The sequence below is a fragment of the Roseococcus microcysteis genome (genome assembly GCF_014764365.1).
GTDB classification, from domain to species: domain Bacteria; phylum Pseudomonadota; class Alphaproteobacteria; order Acetobacterales; family Acetobacteraceae; genus Roseococcus; species Roseococcus microcysteis.
On the sequence record NZ_CP061718.1, the window covers coordinates 2,715,786 to 2,736,336 of the forward strand.

At 72.5% G+C, this 20,551-nt stretch carries 15 protein-coding genes and 1 riboswitch; of the genes, 8 read left to right on the forward strand and 7 right to left on the reverse strand.

Annotated features, from left to right (window positions below):
• Position 1 precedes the first annotated feature (1 nt).
• Positions 2 to 2,566 (forward strand): TIGR02302 family protein, encoded by a 2,565-nt coding sequence (locus ICW72_RS13085; RefSeq protein WP_191083113.1) that lies wholly within the window; start codon positions 2 to 4, stop codon positions 2,564 to 2,566.
• Here the strand turns inward: ICW72_RS13085 and ICW72_RS13090 are convergent.
• The 3 genes from ICW72_RS13090 to hemE form a co-directional block, all read right to left on the reverse strand.
• On the reverse strand, positions 2,536 to 3,438 hold the full coding sequence (locus tag ICW72_RS13090) for an HAD family hydrolase (RefSeq protein WP_191083114.1): 903 nt from the start codon (positions 3,436 to 3,438) through the stop codon (positions 2,536 to 2,538). The genes ICW72_RS13085 and ICW72_RS13090 overlap by 31 nt on opposite strands.
• The gene (gene hemH / locus ICW72_RS13095; RefSeq protein WP_232370743.1) at positions 3,438 to 4,529 is read right to left on the reverse strand and encodes a ferrochelatase; all 1,092 of its coding nucleotides are present in this window, start codon (positions 4,527 to 4,529) and stop codon (positions 3,438 to 3,440) included. The genes ICW72_RS13090 and hemH overlap by 1 nt, the downstream gene beginning before the upstream one ends.
• Before the next feature lie 63 nt (positions 4,530 to 4,592).
• On the reverse strand, positions 4,593 to 5,630 hold the full coding sequence (hemE, locus tag ICW72_RS13100) for a uroporphyrinogen decarboxylase (RefSeq protein ID WP_191083116.1): 1,038 nt from the start codon (positions 5,628 to 5,630) through the stop codon (positions 4,593 to 4,595).
• A gap of 304 nt (positions 5,631 to 5,934) precedes the next feature.
• Here hemE and ICW72_RS13105 point away from each other — a divergent pair, with 304 nt between their 5' ends.
• Together ICW72_RS13105 and ICW72_RS13110 are read left to right on the forward strand one after the other, a co-directional pair.
• Positions 5,935 to 6,825: a pyruvate, water dikinase regulatory protein gene (locus ICW72_RS13105; protein ID WP_191083117.1), complete on the forward strand. Its 891-nt coding sequence runs from the start codon at positions 5,935 to 5,937 to the stop codon at positions 6,823 to 6,825.
• A complete protein-coding gene (locus ICW72_RS13110) occupies positions 6,822 to 7,415 on the forward strand; it encodes a Maf family protein (RefSeq protein ID WP_191083118.1) in 594 nt (197 codons plus the stop codon). Before ICW72_RS13105 ends, ICW72_RS13110 begins: the two co-directional genes overlap by 4 nt.
• Here ICW72_RS13110 and ICW72_RS13115 read toward each other — a convergent pair.
• Positions 7,402 to 8,973: an ABC transporter substrate-binding protein gene (locus ICW72_RS13115; RefSeq protein ID WP_191083119.1), complete on the reverse strand. Its 1,572-nt coding sequence runs from the start codon at positions 8,971 to 8,973 to the stop codon at positions 7,402 to 7,404. The two genes, ICW72_RS13110 and ICW72_RS13115, sit on opposite strands and share 14 nt — an antisense overlap.
• A gap of 71 nt (positions 8,974 to 9,044) precedes the next feature.
• A riboswitch (TPP riboswitch) is annotated at positions 9,045 to 9,154 on the reverse strand.
• 95 nt (positions 9,155 to 9,249) lie between these two features.
• On the opposite strand from ICW72_RS13115, the gene ICW72_RS13120 reads away from it, so the two are divergent.
• From ICW72_RS13120 to ICW72_RS13130, 3 genes are all read left to right on the forward strand, one after another.
• Positions 9,250 to 10,392 (forward strand): Acg family FMN-binding oxidoreductase, encoded by a 1,143-nt coding sequence (locus ICW72_RS13120; protein ID WP_191083120.1) that lies wholly within the window; start codon positions 9,250 to 9,252, stop codon positions 10,390 to 10,392.
• On the forward strand, positions 10,389 to 10,835 hold the full coding sequence (locus tag ICW72_RS13125; protein WP_191083121.1) for a MarR family winged helix-turn-helix transcriptional regulator: 447 nt from the start codon (positions 10,389 to 10,391) through the stop codon (positions 10,833 to 10,835). The genes ICW72_RS13120 and ICW72_RS13125 overlap by 4 nt, the downstream gene beginning before the upstream one ends.
• Before the next feature lie 136 nt (positions 10,836 to 10,971).
• The gene (locus tag ICW72_RS13130) at positions 10,972 to 11,928 is read left to right on the forward strand and encodes an MBL fold metallo-hydrolase (protein WP_223880577.1); all 957 of its coding nucleotides are present in this window, start codon (positions 10,972 to 10,974) and stop codon (positions 11,926 to 11,928) included.
• Here ICW72_RS13130 and ICW72_RS13135 read toward each other — a convergent pair.
• Together ICW72_RS13135 and ICW72_RS13140 are read right to left on the reverse strand one after the other, a co-directional pair.
• Positions 11,925 to 12,425: an OmpA family protein gene (locus ICW72_RS13135; protein ID WP_191083123.1), complete on the reverse strand. Its 501-nt coding sequence runs from the start codon at positions 12,423 to 12,425 to the stop codon at positions 11,925 to 11,927. The two genes, ICW72_RS13130 and ICW72_RS13135, sit on opposite strands and share 4 nt — an antisense overlap.
• Complete coding sequence (locus ICW72_RS13140; RefSeq protein WP_191083124.1) at positions 12,422 to 13,648, reverse strand: cupin domain-containing protein; 1,227 nt, start codon at positions 13,646 to 13,648, stop codon at positions 12,422 to 12,424. The genes ICW72_RS13135 and ICW72_RS13140 overlap by 4 nt, the downstream gene beginning before the upstream one ends.
• Before the next feature lie 146 nt (positions 13,649 to 13,794).
• On the opposite strand from ICW72_RS13140, the gene ICW72_RS13145 reads away from it, so the two are divergent.
• Complete coding sequence (locus ICW72_RS13145; protein WP_223880578.1) at positions 13,795 to 18,417, forward strand: NAD-glutamate dehydrogenase; 4,623 nt, start codon at positions 13,795 to 13,797, stop codon at positions 18,415 to 18,417.
• A gap of 9 nt (positions 18,418 to 18,426) precedes the next feature.
• On the opposite strand, the gene ICW72_RS13150 is transcribed toward ICW72_RS13145, so the two are convergent.
• A complete protein-coding gene (locus ICW72_RS13150) occupies positions 18,427 to 19,224 on the reverse strand; it encodes a sulfotransferase family 2 domain-containing protein (RefSeq protein ID WP_191083126.1) in 798 nt (265 codons plus the stop codon).
• 72 nt (positions 19,225 to 19,296) lie between these two features.
• Here ICW72_RS13150 and ICW72_RS13155 point away from each other — a divergent pair, with 72 nt between their 5' ends.
• A complete protein-coding gene (locus tag ICW72_RS13155) occupies positions 19,297 to 20,550 on the forward strand; it encodes an MFS transporter (protein WP_191083127.1) in 1,254 nt (417 codons plus the stop codon).
• Position 20,551: the final 1 nt, after the last annotated feature.

Genomic DNA, 20,551 nt, shown 5'->3' on the forward strand with positions numbered 1-20,551 from the left:
CATGGCCCCACCCCCCGCCCTGCACCGCAAGCGCCGTCTGGCGCGGCTGGCGCTGTGGTGGGAGGGGGCCTGGCCGGCGCTGTGGCCAACCCTGGGTGTCCTGGGGCTTTTCGGCGTCTTCGCCCTGTTGGGGCTGCCCGCTCTGCTGCCGGGCTGGCTGCACGCGCTGGTGCTGCTGGGCTTCGCGCTGGCCCTGGTGCCGGCGCTGCGCCACGCGGCGCGCGGCCTGCGCGCGCCCCCCGAGACCGCGGCCGACCGGCGGCTGGAAGCGGCCTCTGGCCTGAAGCACCGCCCTCTGGCCGCCTTGCAGGACCGCCCGGCCACCACAGGCGCGGAGGGCGAGGCGCTGTGGGCCGCGCACCAGTCGCGCATGACGGCGCTGATCACGCGGCTGCGGGTGGGGCTGCCGCGGCCCGGCCTCGCGGCGCGGGACCGGAGGGCGCTGCGCGGCGGGCTGCTGGTGGCGCTGGGCGCCGCACTCGGCGTGGCCGGGGCCGATGCGCCCGCCCTGCTGGCCCGCGGCCTGACGCCGCAGATCGCGGGCACCGCCCCCGCCGCGCCCCTGCGCGTCGAGGCCTGGATCACGCCGCCCGCCTATACCGGCGCGCCGCCCATCTTCCTCGACACGCGGGGCGGGCAGGTGATGGCGCCGCTTGGCAGCCGCTTCCAGGCGGCGGTCTCGGGCGGGACGGGGGTGCCCGAGATCGCGGGGCTGCCGGGTGCCGCCTTCGCCCCGCTGGGCGGCGGCAGCCATGGCGCCCAGGCGGTGCTGGACACGGCCGGCCGCGTGACCCTGCGCCAGGGCGGCCGCGAGGTCGCGACCTGGGAGATCGGCGTGCGCGCCGACGCCCCGCCCCGCGCCCGCTTCACCGAGACCCCCGCCCGCGCCCCGCGCGGCCTGGCGCTGCGCCTGCCCTGGGCGGCGGAGGATGATTGGGGCGTGGTGGGCCTCCAGGCCCGGCTGCATTTGGCCGTGCGGCCGGAGGAGGCGCCGATCACGCTCGACATCCCGCTGCCCTCGGCCGCCCCGCGCGAGGCCAATGGCCTGTCCCAGCCCGATTTCTCGGCGCATCCCTGGGCGGGGCTGGAGGTGCGGGTCAGCCTGGAGGCGCGCGACGGCGCGGGCCAGACCGGCCAGTCCGAGACCGTGCTGCTGACCCTGCCGGAGCGCAGCTTCACCCACCCCGTGGCCCGCGCGCTGATCGAGCTGCGCCGGGTGCTCTCGCGCGATCCGGGGGCGCGGATGGAGGTCATGCGCGGCCTCGACGCCCTGGCGGCCGACCCCGAGGCCTTCGAGCACGATTTCGCCACCTATCTGGGCCTGCGCGTGGCACGGTCCTTCCTCCATCGCGACCGCCGCCCCAGCGCCGTGGCCGAGGCCCAGGCCGTAATGTGGGAAACCGCCCTGGCGCTGGAGGAAGGCCGCGACAGCCGCACCGCCCGCGCCCTGGCCGAGGCCCAGCGCGCCCTGCGCGAGGCCATGCAGGAGGCCGAGCGCAACCCCCAGGACGAGGCCGCCCGCCAGGCCGTGCAGGAGCGCATCCAGGAGCTGCGCGAGGCCATCCGCCAGCACCTCGAGGCCCTGGCCGAGCGCCTGCGCCAGGAAAATGCCGAGGCCCTGCCCTACGACCCCCAGCAGCGCATGCTGGACCAGCGCGACATGGAACGCCGCACCCAGCGCATGGAGCAGGCGACGCGCGAGAACCGCATGCAGGACGCCCAGCGCGAGCTGGCCGACCTGGAGGAAATGCTCCGCGCCCTGCAGGAAGGCCGCATGGCCCGCGGCGAGAGCCCCGAGCGCCAGCGCCAGCGCGAACGCGGCCAGCAGCAGATGGGCGCCGTGCAGGACATGGTGCGCCGGCAGGCGGAGATGCTCGACCAGGGCCAGCGCCGCGCCGAGCAGGAGGACCAGCGCCGCGCCCAGGAACGCCGGCAGCAATCCCCCTGGAGCCAGCGGCCCGCCCAGCCGGGCCAGCAGGTGCCCGAGGCGCGCCAGCAGGCGGAGGCCGAAGCCCGCCAGCAATCCGAGGCCGAAGCGCGCATCCAGCGCGCCCTGCGCCGCGCTTTGGGCGAACTCATGCAGCAATTCGGCGATCTGACGGGCGAGGTGCCCGAGGCGCTGGGCCAGGCCGACCAGGCGATGCGCGAGGCCATGGAGGCGTTGGGCGCCGCCCGTGACGCCCGCCCCGCCCAGCAGGAGGCCATCCGCCGCCTCCAGGAGGGCGGCCGCCAGATGGCCCAGCAGATGCAGCGGCAATTCGGCCAGGGCCAGGGGCAGGGCGAAGGCCAGGGGGATGGCGAGGGCGGGCCGGACGCCAATGGCGAATTCGGCCAGGGCCAGGACGGGCAGGGCAACGAGCTCGGCATGGGCGAGGGGCGCGACCCCCTGGGCCGCCCGCGCGACGCCGCCGGCCAGGCCGAGCATGGCAGCGACACCCGCGTGCCGGACGAGGCGGAACTGCTCCGCACGCGCCGCCTGCAGGAGGAACTCCGCCGCCGCGGCGCCGAGCGCGAGCGGCCGGTGGAGGAGCTGGACTACATCGAGCGGCTGTTGCGGCGATTCTGATCCGCCGCCCGCGCGCGTTCCAACCGCGCCATGGCGATGCCGATGCGCTTGCCGCCATAGATGATGACGCCCGCCACCACCAGCACGAAGCCCACGAAGCCGCCGATGGGCACGCCATAGGCGATCGCCGCCCAGGTCAGCCCCGCCGCGGCGGCGAACAGCGCCAGCATGGCCAGGAAGGCGCCACGGATGGCCCGCTGTTCCGCCTGCCAGAGGGGGTCGTTCGGATCCAGCATCATTCCCCCCAGATGGGGCGGTCTGCGCTCAATGGAAGGTGTGCAGCCCCACCACAGGCACGCCCAGCCCTGGCAGCAGCCCCACCACAGGGCAGCCGGCGGCCAGCCCGGCGGCGACGCCCGTGGCGCTGTCCTCCACCACCAGGCATTCCGCGGGGGCAGGCCGCAGGCGGCGGCGGCATGGGTGTAGAGGTCGGGCGCGGGCTTGGGGCGGGGCACGTCCTGGAAGCTGAAGACGCGGCCCTCGAAGAAGGGGGCGAGGCCCAGCACGGTCATCTTCATGGCCAGTTCCTCCCGCCCGGAATTGGAGCAGACGGCCATGGGCACGCCGCGCGCCGCCAACGCGGCCACGGCCTCGATGGCCCCCGGCATGGGGCGGACGCTGCGGGCGAGTTCGGCGGTGATGCGCGTGGCGACGGCCTCCGGCCAACCCGGCGGCACGAAGGGCACGCGCGCCGCGATGCGCGGCAGCATGTCGGGCAGGGAGACGCCCAGGAATTCGCGCTCGGCCGCGTGCGGCGTCAGCGCCCAGCCCAGCGCCGTGACCTCCTCCGCCACGATGGTGTTGGCGATGCTCTCGCTGTCCGCCAGCACGCCGTCGCAGTCGAAGAGGACAGCCCTGAAGAGGGGAAGCATCAGGCTGAGACAGGCATTCCGGCGGGCCTGGCCGGGGCTTCGGCGCGGGCGCGGGCATGCGGGCAATCCCCGTGCTGCTTCGGGCATTGCCGGGCGCCGGCGAAGCTGCACAAGGCGCGGCCACCATTCCGGGCGCGCAGCACCAAATCCGTCAGCGCGGTGATGAAGGCGAGGTCGCTGTTCTGCGCGGGCACGCGGAAATAGCCGGGAATGCCGAGCTTTTCGGCCTCCTCGCGGTACTCCACATCCAGCTCCACCAGGGTTTCCGAATGCTCGGAGACGAAGGCGATGGGGCAGATCAGGATGGCCGTGCGCTCATGCGCGGCGCGTTCGATCTCGTCCTCGGTGGAGGGGCCGATCCATTTCTGCGGCGTCACGCGCGACTGGTAGCAGACCACGCTGTCCAGATCGGGCATGTCGAGCTGTTCCAGCACGGCCGCGACGGTCTGTTCCACCTGCCACTGGTAGGGATCGCCCGCCTTCACGATGCTCTCGGGCAGGCCATGGGCGGAGAAGAGCACGCGCAGCGGCACGCCGAGCGGCAAGGCGTTGCGGGCATCCTCGATGGATTGGCGCACCAGCCGCGCGGTGGCGGCGGCGAAGCCCTCATCCGAATGGAAGCAGCAGAGCGTGGTGGTGGGCAGCGAAAGCCCGATCTTCGCCGCGGCCTCGTTCCAGGCGATGATGGAGCTGCCCGTGGTGGTGGTGGAGAATTGCGGGTAGAGGGGCACCAGCAGCACCTCCTCCGCTCCCCAATCCTTCACCGCGCGCGCGCATTCGTCGGACATCGGGTGCCAGTAGCGCATGCAGACGAAGGATTTGTATTCGGCCGAGGGGTCGCGCGCGGCCAGCAGCGCGTCCAGCGCCTCGCCCTGGGCGATGGTCAGTTCCAGCAGGGGCGATTTGCCGCCCAGCACGGCGTAGTTCTCCATGGCGGGCGCGGTGCGCCGCCAGGCGATCAGCTTGCCGAGCCAGGGGCGGATGAAGCCCGGCACGCGCAGGATGGCGGGGTCGGTGAAGAGGTTGACCAGGAAGGGGCGCACGCTCTCGGGGGCGTCAGGCCCCCCGAGATTGAACAAGACCACCGCCACGCGCCGCGCCATACCTGAGTTCCCCGGTTACCTGCCCCCGACATGCCCTCGATTGGCGTCGAATCAACCCGCGCGTAGCACGTCCATGAGTTGCGCGACATGCTCGGGCGGCGTGGGCGGGACGATTCCATGGCCCAGGTTGAAGATGAAGGGCCGGCCGCGCATGGCGGCCAGGATGGCGCGCGCCTCCTCCTCCAGCGCCGGCCCGCCGGCCACGACGGCCTGCGGGTCCAGATTGCCTTGCAGCGCCATCTGGGGCGGCACATGGGCGGCGGCCCATTTGGGGTCCATGCCCGTGTCCATCGCCACCGCCTGGATGGGCATGGCGGCCGCGTATTCCTGGAGCAGCGGGCCTGCGAGGCGCGGAAAACCGATCAACGGAATGTCCGGCCGCGCGGCGCGCAGCGCGGTGGCCAGCCGCACCGAGGGCTCGATCACCCAGCGACGGAAGCCGCTGGGCGAAAGCAGGCCGGCCCAGCTGTCGAACAGCATCAGCGCCTCGGCGCCCGCATCGGCCTGCGCCAGCAGGTAGGTGAGGGTGGCAGCCTCCAGCTTGGCCATCACGGCGGCGAAAAGTTCCGGGTTGCGGAAGGCCATGCGGCGGGCCTCGGCGAATTCGCCGCCGCCGCGGCCCTCCACCATGTAGCAGGCCACCGTCCAGGGGCTGCCCGCGAAGCCGATCAGGGCGGTGTCGGGGTGGTCGGCCTTCAGCCCCACGCTGACCAGGCGCACCGTCTCCATGATGGGGGCGGCGCGTTCGGCCACGCCGTCCAGGTCCAGGGCATCGAGCCCCGCCTGGTCCCGCACGGGGTCGAGCAGCGGGCCTTCCCCCTCGGCGAAGCGCAGCCCCTGCCCCATGGCCCAGGGCACCATCAGGATGTCGGAGAACAGGATGGCCGCGTCGAAGCCATAGCGCCGGATGGGCTGCAGCGTGACCTCGGCCGCCAGCTCCGGCGTGGTGCAGAGCTTGATGAAGCCGCCCGCCTGGCCCCGCACCTCGCGGTATTCGGGCAAATAGCGCCCGGCCTGGCGCATCAGCCACACGGGGGGCGGCCAGACGGCCTCGCCAGCGAGGGTCCGGAGGAAGGGCTTTGTCGTCATGCCCGAACCATCACACCAAAAGGAAAAGAGAAGAAGAGGCTGTGGTGGTTGTAGGGCCTGTGAATCACGGGGAGGCAGCCTGTCCCGGAAATATCCACAGGGTTTCGCCAGGGCTGGACAGCGCCGCGACTCGCGCACCCGCCTGCCCCCGGCGTCGCCATCCTCCGCGCGCACATCCATGGCCCCGGATTTCTCCCCTGTGCCGGCTGCTGTCCGCTTCATCCCCGCTGTGGATGTCCGGGACGCTGGCGGGGGCGGTTCATCCCCGTTATCCCCTTGCTGTCCAGGAACGGTCCACAGATCCATGCCCATCCGGAACACCAACCTGCACCTCGTCTCCGACAGCACGGGCGAGACGCTGAACAGCATCGCCCGCGCGGCGCTCGCGCGCTTCGAGCAGCCGAGCGTGATCCAGCACCGTTGGTTCCTCGTGCGCTCCCGCCTCAACCTCGACCGCGTGATCGAGGGCATCGAGCATGAGCCCGGCCCCGTGATGTTCACCCTGGTGGACCGCAGCCTGCGCCTTGCCTTGGAGGAGACCTGTTCGCGCCTGGGCATCCCGGCGCTCTCGGTGCTCGACCCCGTGATGGAGATGCTCCAGATGGAGATCGGCACCACGGCCAAGGAAAAGCGCGCGGCGCAGTATGTGATGGACGCCGACTACTTCCGCCGCATCGACGCCATGCACTATGTGCTGAGCCATGATGACGGGCAGGGCACGGCCGGCATCATGAACGCGGATGTGGTGCTGGTGGGCGTCTCGCGCTCCTCCAAGACGCCGACCTGCTTCTACCTGGCCAACCGCGGCATCAAGGCGGCCAATGTGCCGCTGGTGCCCGGCGGGCCGCTGCCGCCCGAGCTGGACACCGCGCCCTGCCCCATCGTCGGTCTGACGATTGATCCGCTCTCGCTGCTGGAAATCCGCCGGCACCGGCTGCGCATCCTGGGCGCCGAGGGCGTGCGCATGGGGGAGAACGACTATGTGGACGCCGATGCGGTGAAGGCGGAAATCCTGGCCGCGCGGCGGCTCTGCACCGCCAAGGGCTGGCCGGTGATTGATGTCACCCGCCGTTCCATCGAGGAGACGGCGGCCACCGTCATCCAGCAGATGGAGCTGTGGCATCAGCGCCAGGGCACGGCGCGCGCCTTGCAGCCGCATGACCCGGCCGCGCCGATCCTGGGCGCCAAGCGATGAGGCTGGTTCTCGCCTCGCAAAGCGCCTCGCGCCGGGCCTTGCTGACGGCCGCCGGGCTGGAGTTCGAGGCCCTGCCGGCCGCGGTGGATGAAGCCACCATCAAGGAATCCGCCCGCGCCGAGGGCATGGCGGTGGCCGAGGCCGCCACATTGCTGGCCGATGCCAAGGCCGCGCGCATCGCGCGCAAGCACCCCGATGCCGTCATCATCGGCGCCGACCAGATCCTGGTCTGCGAGGGGGAATGGTTCGACAAGCCCGAGGATGTGGAAGCCGCCCACGCGCACCTCACGCGCCTGCGGAACAAGCCGCATGAGCTGGTGACGGCCGTGGTGGTCTGGCGCGAGGGCGAGCGCGCCTGGCACCATGTGGCCCGCCCGAAGCTCGTGATGCGCGACTTCTCCGACGCCTTCCTCGACGCCTACCTGGCGCGCGAGGCGGAATTCGTCACGCAGAGCGTGGGGGCCTATCGGCTGGAGGGGCTGGGCCTCCAGCTCATGCGCGACATCAAGGGCGAGCACACGGCCATCCTCGGCCTGCCCATGCTGCCCCTGCTGGCCTATCTGCGGGACAGCGGCGTCATCCCCGCCTGAGGTTCCACAGCATCGGGCTTGGCGCCTGCAGCACGCCCGTCAATTCTCGGCGGAAGGCGGTGCGCAGGCGGAACAGGCCGGTGGGGGCGAAGGGGACCGACTCCCAGGCCGCTTCCTGCAGCTTCGCCATCGCCACCTCCTGCCCCGCGCGGTCGGGCGCGGCGAGCCAGGCCTGGACCTGTTCCTCGATCGCCGCATCCTCCGGCCAGCCGAACCAGGCCGCCGCGCCATGCGCGCGGATGATGGGGCTGAGGCCCGGGTTCGCGATGCCGGGCGAGGGGAAGTTGGTGTTGTGCAGGCTCCAGCCGCCCTGGGTGGGTGGGGCACGGTTGGCACGGCGCGCGACGATGGTGGCCCAGTCGCTTTCCACCGCCTCGATGGTGACGCCGAGGCGGCGCATGAGGTCCACGGTGAGCCTTCCCTGCTGGGTGACGGCGGGGAAGTCGCTCGGGTTGATGTGGACCAGGGTTTCACCGCGATAGCCCGCTTGGCGCAGCGCCTCGCGCGCGCGGTCCATGGCGGCGGCGTTGCGGGGCGCGGGCGGGAATTCGCGGATGCCGGGCAGGCTGCACGGGAACATGGCGTGGCATTCCTGCCAGTCGCCGGGGATGGCGACGGCCGACATGAAGTCGCTCTGCACGATCAGGTCGCGGATGGCGCGGCGCACGCGCACATCGTCGAAGGGCTTGTGCAGGTGGTTGAAGCGCAGGAAGCCCAGGAAGCCCAGCGGGTCATAGATCTGCGTGCGGGTGTTGCGGTCGCGGTCCAGCACGGGAACGAGGTCGGGCAGGGGGTATTCGATCCAGTCCACCTCGCCGGTGCGGAGTGCCGCGGCGGCGGTGCCGCCATCGGGGATCCAGACCATCTCCAGCCGGTCGAAATGCACCCGCTTGCCGCCGGAGGAGAGTTCCGCCGGCTCGTCGCGCGGGATGTAGCGCTCATTCTTCGCATAGGCCGCGAAGGCGCCGGCGTTGAACTCGCCCGGCAGGAAGCGCCAGGGGCCGGAGCCGATGATTTCCGTCACGGCGCGATCCGCGGGCGTGGCGGCGATGCGCGCGGGCATGATGAAGCACGGGATGGTCATGATCTTCGCCAGCCCGTCCAGCAGGCTGGGGAAGGGGCGGTGCAGGCGGAAGGTGATGCGCCTGTCGTCGGGGGCTGACAGTTCGGCGGTGGCCTGCATCAGCACCTGGCCGAAGCCGTCGCGCACCGCCCAGCGGCGGATGGACGCCACGCAGTCCCGCGCCAGCACCGGTTCGCCGTCATGGAAGACCAGGCCCTCGCGCAGGGTGATGGTCCAGGTGAGGCCATCGGGCGCGACCTCATGCCCCGCCGCCATCTGCGGCCGCGGGCGCAACTGCGCGTCCACGCCATAGAGCGTGTCGAAGACGCAATTGCCGTGGGTGGAGGTGATGGTGGTCAGGTTGAAGACCGGATCGAGCGAGGCGAGCGCCGCCTGCGGCATGAAGCGCAGGGTGCGGGCGCGGGCGTTCTGCGCGGCGGCGGGGGCGGCGAGGGAGGCCGCCGCGGCGGCGCCCAGGAAGTGACGCCGATTCAAGTGAGTGGGGTTCACACATTTCCTCCATACGGCGCGGCGCACGGGAGGAAACGGGGTCGCGCGGCGGGATGCCGCGCCTCGTCCACCGCTCCCTTCGCCGGTCCGAACCGGATCAGGTTCCAAGGCTCGCGGGATGCGTCCCGCCTCTCAGCCCTGCATCAGGGCTCACCCAGGTGACGGGGTGAGGTTTGCGCCCGTTGGCGGCGCGCGACAAGAGGCTTGCAGAAGTTCGACATCATACTAAATAGTCAGACATCGAACGAAAGGAGACTGTCCATGTCCTCCACCCGCCGCCATTTCCTCGCCGCCTCCGGCGCCACCCTGCTGACCCTCCAGGCCGGGATGGTTCGCAGCCAGCCCTTGGTCGGGCCGCTCGCCCCCCCTCCTTTGGCACCTTGGGCGGTGTCAGGCGCCAGCGCGCCCGACCCGCGCCTCGGCGCCATGGCCTGGGCCGTGCTGGCCCCCAACCCGCACAACCGCCAGCCCTGGGCGCTGCGCCTGGTGGGCGAGAGCGAGGCCCTGCTCTTCTGCGACCTCGACCGCCGCCTGCCCGCGACCGACCCCTTCGACCGGCAGATCGTGATCGGCCTGGGCTGCTTTCTCGAATTGTTCCGCATGGCGGCCGCGGAGCGGGGGATGGACGCTGCGCTGACGCCCTTCCCGGAAGGTGAGCCCGCCCCGCGCCTCGATGCGCGGCCCGTGGCCCGCATCACCCTGCGCCCGGGCGGCACGCGGGACCCGCTCTTCGCCGCCGTGCCGCAACGGCGCAGCGCGAAGCAGCCCTATGACGTGACGCGGCCGCTGCCCGAGGGCGCGCCGGCGCAACTCGCCGCCGCCCTGCTGGAACCCGCGCGGCTGAGCGTTGCCAGCGGCGATGTGGCCGCCATCCGCGACCTGACCTGGCGCGCCTGGCTGGTCGAAGCGAACCACCAGGCCGCCTGGGGCGAGAGCGTGGAACTCTCCCGCCTTGGCACCGAGGCGGTGACGGCGCAGCCGGACGGCATCTCGCTCTGGGGCCCGCAGATGGACGCCATGCTGGCGCGGGGCGAACTCAGCCACGCGGCCATGGCCATCGGCCAGCCGGGCCACGCCTTCGCCCTGCGGCAATACGAGGTGATGCTGGGCGCGACCAACGCCTATGCCTGGCTCACCACGCCCGGCAACAGCCGCGCGGAGCAGATCGCCACCGGGCGGGACTGGCTGCGGCTGAATTTGGCGGCGACGGCGGCGGGGCTGGCCATGCAGCCGGTCAGCCAGGCCTTGCAGGAGTTTCCCGAGATGGCCGGGCCTTCCGCGGAGATGCCGAGGGTTCTGGGCGCCACGGGCACGGTGCAGATGCTGGGGCGCCTCGGCTTCGCCACCCGCGCCGCACCCCCCACCCCCCGCTGGCCCGCGGAATCGCGTATCATCCCCGGGTGAGTGAACAGGACCCCGCCCTCTTCGCCCTGCTCAATGAGATCGGCATCATCGAGCAGCTGGCGCGGAACCGCTTCGAACGCGCGCAGCCCGACGGGCTGCGCCTGCCCCATTTCGCCGTGCTGAACCATCTGGTGCGGCTGGGCGATGGGAAGACGCCGGGGCAGCTCGCCCGCGCCTTCCAGCTGACCAAGGCCACCATGACCAACACGCTGCAAAGGCTGGAGGCGCGCGGGCTGGTGCGGCTGGAGCCCGACCCGGAGGATGCGCGGGCCAAGCGTGTCTTTCTCACCGATGCCGGCCGCGCGCGGCGCGAGGAAGCGGTCGCCTTTACCGCCGCCGACCTCACGGAGCTCGCGCGGCGGGCAGATCTGCGCGCCGCCGACCTCCTGCCGCCGCTGCGCGCCCTGCGCACCGCGCTGGACCGCGACCCCAGGCGCGGCTGAAACAGGCGCGATCATGCACGCGGAGGTAGCAAGCCCCGCCGCGCGCCTGATAGCCTGCCCCGTCGGCCCCAGGATGGGGCCGCACGGGAGAACGTCCATGACCTTGTCTCGCCCCAGTTTTTCACGGCGGGGGGCCTTGGCCCTGCCCGCCTTGCTCGGGCTGCCCGCCCTGGCCTCGGCGGCCGCCCCGCCGCTCGGCACCCAGGCGCCGGCCTGGTACCGCTTCCGCATCGGCAGTTTCGAGGCGACGGTGGTCTCCGACGGCCATCTGCCGCTCGGCAAGCCGTCGGATGGCTTTCCCACCGCGCCCCCGCAGGAGATGAGCCAGGTGCTGCAGGACGCCTTCCTGCCCTCCGAGCTGGTGGTGCTGGAACAGAACGTGCTGGTGGTGAACACCGGGAGCCAGTTGGTGCTGTTCGACACCGGGATGGGCGAGAGCATGGGCGATGCGAGCCGCATGTTCGGCCCCACCACGGGGCGCATGGCGGCGAACCTCCGCGCCGCCGGCATAGACCCCGCGCGCATCGACATGGTGGTGCTGACCCATGCCCATTGCGACCATTGCTGGGGGCTGGTGGACGCGCAGGGCGCCAAGGTCTTCCCCAACGCGCAGGTGGCCCTGCACGAGGCGGACCTGAACTTCTGGACCGATGACGCGAACAAGCGCGGCCCGGCCTTCATGGAGGTCTTCATCGAGGGCGCGAGGCGCAACCTCAACCCCTATCGCGACCGCATGGTGATGCTGCGCGACGAACAGCCCGTGCTGCCCGGCATCATCGCGCTGCACACGCCCGGCCACACGGTGGGGCACACCACCTTCGCCATCACCAGCGGCGGGCAGACGGTGGTGAACTGGGGCGATCTGGCGCACCACCACGCCATCATGCTGCGGCACCCGGGCTGGGAATTCGCCTATGACACGGACGCCGCGCAATCCGCCCGCAGCCGCACCCGGATGCTGGACCGGCTGGCGACCGACCGGCACGCGGTGCTGTCCTACCACTTCCCCTGGCCGGGCCTCGGCAACATCGCGCGGCAGGGCAATGCCTTCGCCTGGGTGGCGGCGCCGATGAACGTGACGGGGGTGGGTTAGGGCGAGTAGCGGATGGGAATGCCCGGGTCTGGTTCCGGCGCAGGGGTTGGCGCCGGTGCGTCCGGCCGCGCCGGGCGTTCCAGGCTGGGCAGCACGATCACGCGCACGCCGGCCTGCTGGTCATTGCGGCCGCGGGTGAAGCCACGGGTGCGGGCCTCGGCGCGAATGCGGTCGCGCTCCACGCCCAGGCGCGAGAGTTCCTCCGCCACGGCCCGCGCGCGGCGGGCGGCCAGGCGGCTCGCGGTCTGGGCGCCGCCCTCCTCGGCGGCGGCATAGCCCAGCACGCAGATGTTGCGGTGATGGTCCTCGCGCGCCGCTTCGGCCAGCGGGGCCAGGGCCTCGGCGGCGCCCGCGGGCAGGCGGTCCGCATTGCGGGCGAAGCGCAGGCTGGCGGTGTCGGATTCCAGCTCCTCCACGCCCACGCAGCTGAAGTCACGCGGCTGGGCAGCCACCGGCCCGGCCAGCAGCAGCAGGGCCAGCGCCAGCCGCAGCCTCATGTCGGCACCAGCAGCCCGGCCACGCGCAGGCGGGAGAGCAGGGCGGGCGCGTCCGCGGCGGGATGGGCGCCGCGCAGCTCGGCCTCGGTCACGTCGGGGCGGCCGAGCAGCCATTGCGCGGCCTCGGCCTCGGGCGGTGTCAGGGGCATGACGCCGGCGCCGGTCTTGAGCACCCATTCCGCGCCGCGCCGCACGGGCTTCGCGCCATTGGCCACCACGCGGAAGGCGCCGCCCTCCTCGGCCGTGCCGGCGCCGCCGGAGGGGGCGGCGAGGCCGCGCCAGGCCAGCAGGTCATTGCCGCCGCGCTGGAAGCGGTAATTGGCGACGAAGCCTTCCAGCACCTCCATCACCTTGGGGTCCTTGGCGAGGTCCGCGATGCGCGCGCCCAGCTGCCCGGCGCGCTGCGTCAGCGCGAACTTGGCGGCGGCCGAACCGTCCTGGCGCGGCAAGGGCTGGCGGAAGATCGGTTCGTAGAGGATGCGCTCCATCAGGATGTTCAGGATGTCCATGCCCACGGGCGCATGCGCGCCATAGGCGACATGGACGCTGCTGGGCGCCTCGGCCAGGGCGTCATGGTACCAGCCGCGCGGCAGATAGAGCAGGTCACCAGTCTTGATCGTGACCTTGGCGCGCAGCTTGCCCTTGGCCTTCTCGTGGTGCTCCTGCGGCTGGCCGCGGAAGAGGGGGTGGGCGATGGGCCATTCGGCCCGTCCTTCCCAGATGTTCCAGGCCTTCTCGCCCTCCACCTGCACGGCCCAGACGTCATGGGTGTCGTAATGGGCGTGGAAGGCCTTGTGGCTCTGCCAGGAGATGTAGACGTTCGCCTGCGCCTTCCCGAGCCCCGCGCCCTCGATCGCCTCGCTGACCGAGGCGAGGCCCGGCGTCAGGCTGTCCACGTCGTTCATGACGACCGAGGCGCCCTTGGCCACCCAGTCGCGCACCTTGGCGGCGACGGGCTGGAGAAGCTGCTGCGGGATGTCGCGGGCGGTGGCCGGGGCGCAATAGGCCTCGGCCGGGATGGAGCCGCTGTCCAGCACCAGCTTCAGGCTCTGGCTGGTCCAGATATGCGTCATGTCCAGCAGCCGGTTGATCTGCCGCCAGGACAGCACCGAGGCGAATTTCGCCGGGTCCCCGCGCAGATGCAGCGGCTGCTTGTCGTGATATTCGGCGAAGAACTGCTCCACGCTCATCGGCGCCAGCAGCTGGGCGAGGGTCATGGTCATGCGGGCAGGATAGACCATCCGCCCCGCATCGCGCCATGGCGCCACCGTGAAGGGTTGCAGCCAGGGGGGCGGCGGCCAAGATCAGGGCATTGTTACCGGCCACCCGGCCGCAAGAAGGGGCCAATCGCGCCCAGGAAGGAATGCATATGCCAGAAGCGCCGCACACCCCCGACCCGGTGCGCGAGGAGGTTTTTCGCGGCGCGCAGGCCGTGCTGGTGGGCGCACCGCGCGGTGCCGCTTCCCTGCTGCGCCCGCTCTTCGAGGGCATTCCCACCGCCGAACTGGCCGGGCGTTCGCCCGAGGCGCTGGCCGCCGCCGCCGCCTCCCTGGCCGGCCTCGCGGCGCAGCGCGCCCCGGGCGAGATCAAGCTGCGCTTCTTCCCGCCCGGCGGCGGGCGCGGGCCGCATGCGGTGGTCGAGATCGTCAATGACGACATGCCCTTTCTGGTGGACAGCGTGCTGGCCTCGTTGAACCGCTCGGGCCGCGTGGTGCGGGAATTCCTGCACCCCATCCTGGCCGTGACGCGCGACGGCGCGGGCGCCCTGCACGCCCTGGGCGAGGGCGAGGCGCGGGAAAGCCTCATGCGCGTCACCATCGCCGGCACGCCAGCCCACATGCTGCCCGGCACCGAGCCCGGAGACTGGGCGGAGGTGGAGGCCGCGCTGCGCCGCACCCTGGCCGACACCCAGCTCGCCGTGCGGGACTTCCCCGCCATGCTCTCCCTGCTGGACCAGGCGGCCGAGGAGGTGCGCGGCCATGGCGAGGCGGCGGAATTCCTCGCCTGGCTGCGCGACGAGAATTTCGTGCTGCTGGGCCATCGCCGCCTGATGCTGGACGGCGAGGGCGCGCGGATGGTGGCGGAGGAAAACCTCGGCCTGCTGCGCGACATGACGCTGCCCGTCTTCGACGCGCTGCGCGGCCTGCCCGAACTGCCCGAGGCCATCCGGACCTCGCTGCTCGGCGCGCAGGCGGTGCGGGTGGCCAAGGCCAACATGCGCTCCACCGTGCATCGCCCCCAGCACGCGGATGTGGTGGCGACGCGCATCCAGGATGCGTCGGGGCGCGTGCTGGGCGTGCGGCTCTTCGTGGGGCTGTTCGCGGCGGCCGCCTACAACCGCAACCCGCGCTCCATCCCGCTGCTGCGCGGCAAGGTGGAGCGCATCCTCGACGCCTCCGGCATCCGGCCCGACAGCCATGACGGCCGGGCGCTGCGCAACGCGCTGGACACCTGGCCGCGCGACGAGCTGTTCCAGGCGAGCGAGGAGGCGGTGCTGGAAGGGGCGCGCATCGCGCTCGACCTCGCCATCCGGCCGCGGCCGGCGCTGTTCACGCGGCGCGACCCCTTCGGCCGCTTCGTCTCCATCATCGCCTGGCTGCCGCGCGAGGGCTTCGACACGAAGCAGCGCGAGAAGGTGGGCGGCATCCTGGCCCGCGCGCATGGCGGGCGGCTTTCCGCCTTCCACATCGCGCTGGGCGATTCGCCGCTGGCGCGCATCCACTACATCGTGGGCACGGACCCCGCCCATGCGGTGGTGCCCGACCATGCCGCGCTGGAAGCCGCCGTCGCCCAGGCCGTGCGCGCCTTCCCCGACCGGCTGGCGGAGGCGCTGAGCGAGGAGCTGGGCGAGACCCGCGCCGCCACCCTGCTCGGCCGCTGGGGCGATGCCTTCCCGGCCTCCTACCGCGATAGCGTCACCGCCGCCCAGGCCCTGGCCGACCTGCACCTGGCCGAGGCCGCGCTGGCGGCGCAGCGCCCGCGCGCGGAACTGCACCATGTGCCGGGCGAAGGCCCGCGCCGGCTGACGCTGCGCCTGGCCAGCCCCGGCCATGCGCTGGCCCTGGCCGATGTGCTGCCGCTGTTCGAAAGCCTGGACCTGCGGGCCATCGAGGAACAGCCCTATCGCCTCGCGCCGCGCGGGGTGGAGGGGCTGGTGCTGCACATCTTCCAGCTCGAGGCCGGGGCGGATTGCCCGGAGGAGCGCTTCGCGCCGCTGCTGGACGCGCTCTCGGCCCTGCTGGAAGGCCAGGCGGAGACGGATGGCTTCAACCGCCTGGTGCTGCGCGCGGGCCTGTCCTGGCGGGAATGCTGGGTGTTGCGGGCGATGTTCCGCTGGCTGAAGCAGGTGGGCTTCGCCTTCTCGCAGGGCTCGGTGGAGGCGGCGCTGGTGGCGAACCCTGAGGCGGCGCGGCTGCTGCTGGAAATCTTCGCCGCGCGCTTCGACCCCGAGGCGGGACGCGACGAGGCCGCGTTGGACACAAGCTGGAACGCCCTGCTGGACGCGGTGGCGGACCCCGATTGCGACCGCATCCTGGCGCGGCTGCGGCACATGCTGGACGGCATGCTGCGGACCAATTTCTACCAGGGCAAACCCTATCTCGCCTTCAAGCTGGACAGTGCGGCGGCGGGCGACATGCCCCAGCCGCGCCCCTGGCGGGAAATCTTCGTGCACTCGCCCAGCATGGAGGGCTGCCATCTGCGCGCCGGCCCCGTCGCGCGCGGCGGCATCCGCTGGTCCGACCGGCGCGAGGATTTCCGCAGCGAGGTGCTGGACCTGATGAAGGCGCAGCGGCTGAAGAACGTCGTCATCGTGCCCACGGGTGCCAAGGGCGGCTTCGTGCTGAAGGGCGCGGTCCCGGCCGACCGGGAAGGCTTCATGGCCACCGGCATCGCCGCCTATTCCACGCTGATCCGCGGCATGCTGGACGTGACCGACAACCTGCACGGCACCGAAGTGGTGCCGCCGCCTTCCGTGGTGCGGCGCGATGGCGACGACCCCTACATCGTCGCCGCCGCCGACAAGGGCACGGCCACCTTCAGCGACATCGCGAACGGGCTTTCCGCCGAATACGGCTTCTGGCTGGGCGATGCCTTCGCGTCGGGCGGGTCGGCGGGCTACGACCACAAGGGCATGGGCATCACGGCCCGCGGCGCCTGGGTGATGGTGGAACGCCATTTCCAGGAGGCGCTGGGCCGGTCCATCCACGACGCGCCCTTCACCTGCGCCGGCGTGGGCGACATGTCGGGCGACGTCTTCGGCAACGGGCTGCTGGTCTCGCGGCAGACGAAGCTGGTGGCGGCCTTCGACCACCGGCACATCTTCCTGGACCCCGACCCCGACCCGGCGCGCAGCTTCGAGGAGCGTGAGCGGCTGTTCCGCCTGCCACGTTCCTCCTGGGCGGATTACGACACCGCGCTCATCAGCACGGGCGGCGGCGTGTTTCCGCGCGGCGCGCGGAGCATCCCGCTCTCCCTCCAGGCGCAGCGCCTGCTGGGGCTGAAGATGGACCGCGCGGAGCCCGCCCTCATCATGCAGGCCATCCTGCGGATGGAGGTGGACCTGCTCTATTTCGGTGGCATCGGCACCTATGTGAAAGCCAGCCACGAGACCCAGGCCCAGGCCGGCGACCGCGCGAATGACGCGCTGCGCGTGGATGGGCGGGAGCTGCGCGCCCGCGTGCTGGGCGAGGGCGCCAATCTCGGCATCACCCAGGCCGGCCGCATCGAGGCCGCGCATGCCGGCGTGCGGCTGAACACCGATGCGCTGGACAATTCGGCGGGCGTCAGCACCTCCGACCATGAGGTGAACATCAAGATCCTGCTGGCGGCCGCCGAGGCGGAAGGCGGCCTGACCCGCCGCAGCCGCGACGCCCTGCTGGCCGAGATGACGGATGAGGTCGCCTCCATGGTGCTGCGCGACAATGCGCTGCAATCGGTGGCCGTCTCGCTGGAGGCGCTGGCGGGCGCGGCCGCCCTGCCCGGCCAGGCCACGCTGATGGCGCGGCTGGAGGCGGAAGGGCTGCTCGACCGCCAGCAGGCCGTGCTGCCCGGCGCCGAGGCGATGGCGGCGCGCGAGGCCGAGGGCGAGGCGCTGACCCGCCCCGAGATCGCGGCCCTGCTGCCGGTGGCGAAGCTGTGGCTGACCGACGCGCTCGCGGAAAGCGCCCTGCCGGATGAGCCCGTCTTCGCGCCGCTGCTGGAGGCCTATTTCCCCACGCCGCTGCGCGCCCCGCCCTTCGCGGAATTCCTGGCCCGCCACAAGCTGCGGCGCGACCTGACGGCCACCGCGCTCGCCAACCAGGTGGCGAACCGGCTGGGCTGCGCCGCGCTCGGGCGGCTGACGGCCGAGGCCGACCCGGTGCAGGTGGTGGGCGCCGCCTGGCTCGCCAGCGAACTCTACGGCCTCGAAGCCCGCTTCGAGGAAGCCGAGGCCGCTGAACCCGGCCCGCGCCTCGACGCCCAGCGCGCCCTGCGGGACCTGCTGGAGGCGGCCACGGTCGAACTGCTGGAGGGCGGGGACATCGCGGAGCGCCTCGCCGCGCTGCGCGAGGGCGTGGGCGCGCTGATCGCCGCCGAGACCGCCCTGCCCGACGACGCCCATTGCCGTACCGACCTGCCCTCGGCACTGGCCGCCTTCGTGGCGGCCGCGCCGCGCCTGGCCTCCGCGCCCAGCATCGTGGCCCTGGCGGCGCGGACCGGCGTCACGCCCGGCGAGGCGGCCCAGTCCTGGGCCGAGGCTGGCCACCGCTTCGCCTTCGAACCCCTGCGCGAGGCGCTGCGCCGCCTGCGCATCGGCGGGCCCTTCGGCGACCGGGCGCGGGCCGCGCTGCTGGCCGATCTGCGCGCCACCCAGTCGCGGCTGGCGGCGGCCCTCCTGGCGGGGCGGAAGGTCGAGGGGCCTCAGGCGGTGGCCCTGGCGCGCGAGGCGGCGCGGCAGGCGGACCTGGCCTCGGCCACCGTGGCGGCGCGGGCCCTGGCCGCGCTGGCCTGAAGGGCGCCTTCAGGGCGTCCAGACGATCTCCTCGCCCGCCCGGGCGAGGGCGTAGTCCCAGACCCGCCGGTCGAGGCGGGTGACGCGGTCCAGCTCCGTTTGCGTCTCGGGCGGGATGGGCTCGTCCGGGACGGCGTAGAGCCCCGGCACCTCCTGGTCATGGCCATTGACGCGCGGCAGGCGCGCGGGGCCGGACCAGCCCATGCGCTCGCAGACGGCGGCGTGGAAGCTGTCCAGCGCGCCCGTGAAGCCCACCAGGTCGAAGCTGGAGAGGTTCCGGCAGGCGGTCTCGACGATCGTCTCCTCCGCCAGGGGCGCCCGGTCATTCCAGGCCCAGCGGGTGTAGAGGCCGGGCGCGCGCGCCCGGCAATCCCCCGCCAACTGCCGCGCCAGGGCGTTGTCGAAGGCTTCCAGCACCTCCAGGTGGTCGGAGCGCAGGAAGTCCCGCAGGCCCAGCTCCTGCGCCAGCCGCACGCCTTCGTTCTTTCCCGCGGCTGACGGCCAATGGCGGCGCCAATGCTGCCAGAGGGACACGACCCGGGCGCGGGGTTCCCGCAGCACCGTGACGGTCACGCGCGGCGTGGGCGTCAGCGCCAGATGCTCGAAGCGGTAATGGCCGGAGAAGAAACGGTAGCGCGCGAGCTTCTCCGCCGGCAGCAATTCCAGGCGGTTGAGGCGCATGGGGCAGATCTCGTCTGGCGCATGGTGTCGGGACAGGGCCTCATGCAGCGTGGTGCCGCCGGTTCGGGGCAGATGGAGGAAGACCAGAATGGCAGGGTGGTCGCGCAGCAGGTCCGGGGCGGTCATGCATTCTTCCGCTGGGGTGGGGGGGCACAATCGGCAGAGGCGTCGCGCCGCGTCAACTCGGAGGCTTGTGGCATGAACCGGCGCGAATGGGCCTGGGCGAGCTATGACTGGGCCAACAGCGCCTTTCCCACCGTCATCTCCACCTTCGTCATCGCGGCCTATTTCACCCAGGGCATCGCGCCCGACCCCGTGACGGGCCAGGTGATGTGGGGCTGGATGCAGGCGCTGGTGGGGCTGGGCATCGCCGTGCTGTCGCCGCTGATGGGCGCCATCGCCGATGCCGGCGGGCGCAGGCGGGCCTTGCTGGCCATGACCACGGTGCTGATGGCGGTCTTCACCGCCTCCATCTGGTTCGCTGAGCCCGCGCCGGGCTACGCGCTCTGGGCGCTGGCCTGCGTGGCGCTGGCGACGCTGGCCTTCGAGGTCGGCACCGTCTTCTACAACGCCATGCTGCCTGACGTGGCGAGCCGCGCGCGCATCGGCCGTGTCTCGGGCATTGGCTGGGGGCTGGGCTATGCGGGGGGGCTGGCCTGCCTGGTGGCCTGCCTGGTGCTGCTGGTGCAGCCGGACCCGCCCCTCCTGCCGCTCGACCGCGGCGCGGCCGAGCATGTGCGGGCCACGGCGCTGCTGGTGGCCGCCTGGATCCTGGTCTTCGCCTGGCCCGTGCTGCTCTGGGTGCCCGACCCGCCGGGGGTGCGCCGCGGCTGGGGCGCGGCCGCGCAAGCGGGGCTGGCGGAACTGCTGGCGCTGATCCGCCGCCTGCCGGCCCGCCCGCCGGTGCTGCGCTTCCTGCTGGCGCGGCTGTTCTACACCGATGGGCTGAACGTGCTGTTCGTGTTCGGCGCGGTCTTCGCGGCGGGCGTCTTCGGGATGGGGTTCGAGGAGATCCTGCTCTTCGGCATCGCGCTCAACGTCACGGGCGGCATCGGCGCGGTGGCGGGCGGCTGGGTGGAGGAGCGGATCGGGGCCAAGACCACCGTGCTGCTCTCGCTGCTGGCGCTGATGGTGGTGGGCGGTGCCATGCTGCTGGTGGAGAGCAAGGCGGTGTTCTGGGTGCTGGGCGTCAGCCTGGGGCTGTTCTTCGGGCCGGCCCAGGCCGGTTCACGCAGCCTGATGGCGCAGTTGGCGCCGCCGGCCGAGATGGCGGCGCATTTCGGGCTGTTCGCCCTGTCAGGCCGAGCCACGAGCTTCCTGGGCCCCGCCGCGCTGGCCATCGTGACCGATGCCACGGGCAGCCAGCGCTGGGGCATGGCGGTGGTGCTGGTGCTGCTGGGCGGGGGGCTGGCCCTGCTGCTGACGGTGCGCGCGCCTTCGCCGCCCGCCTGAG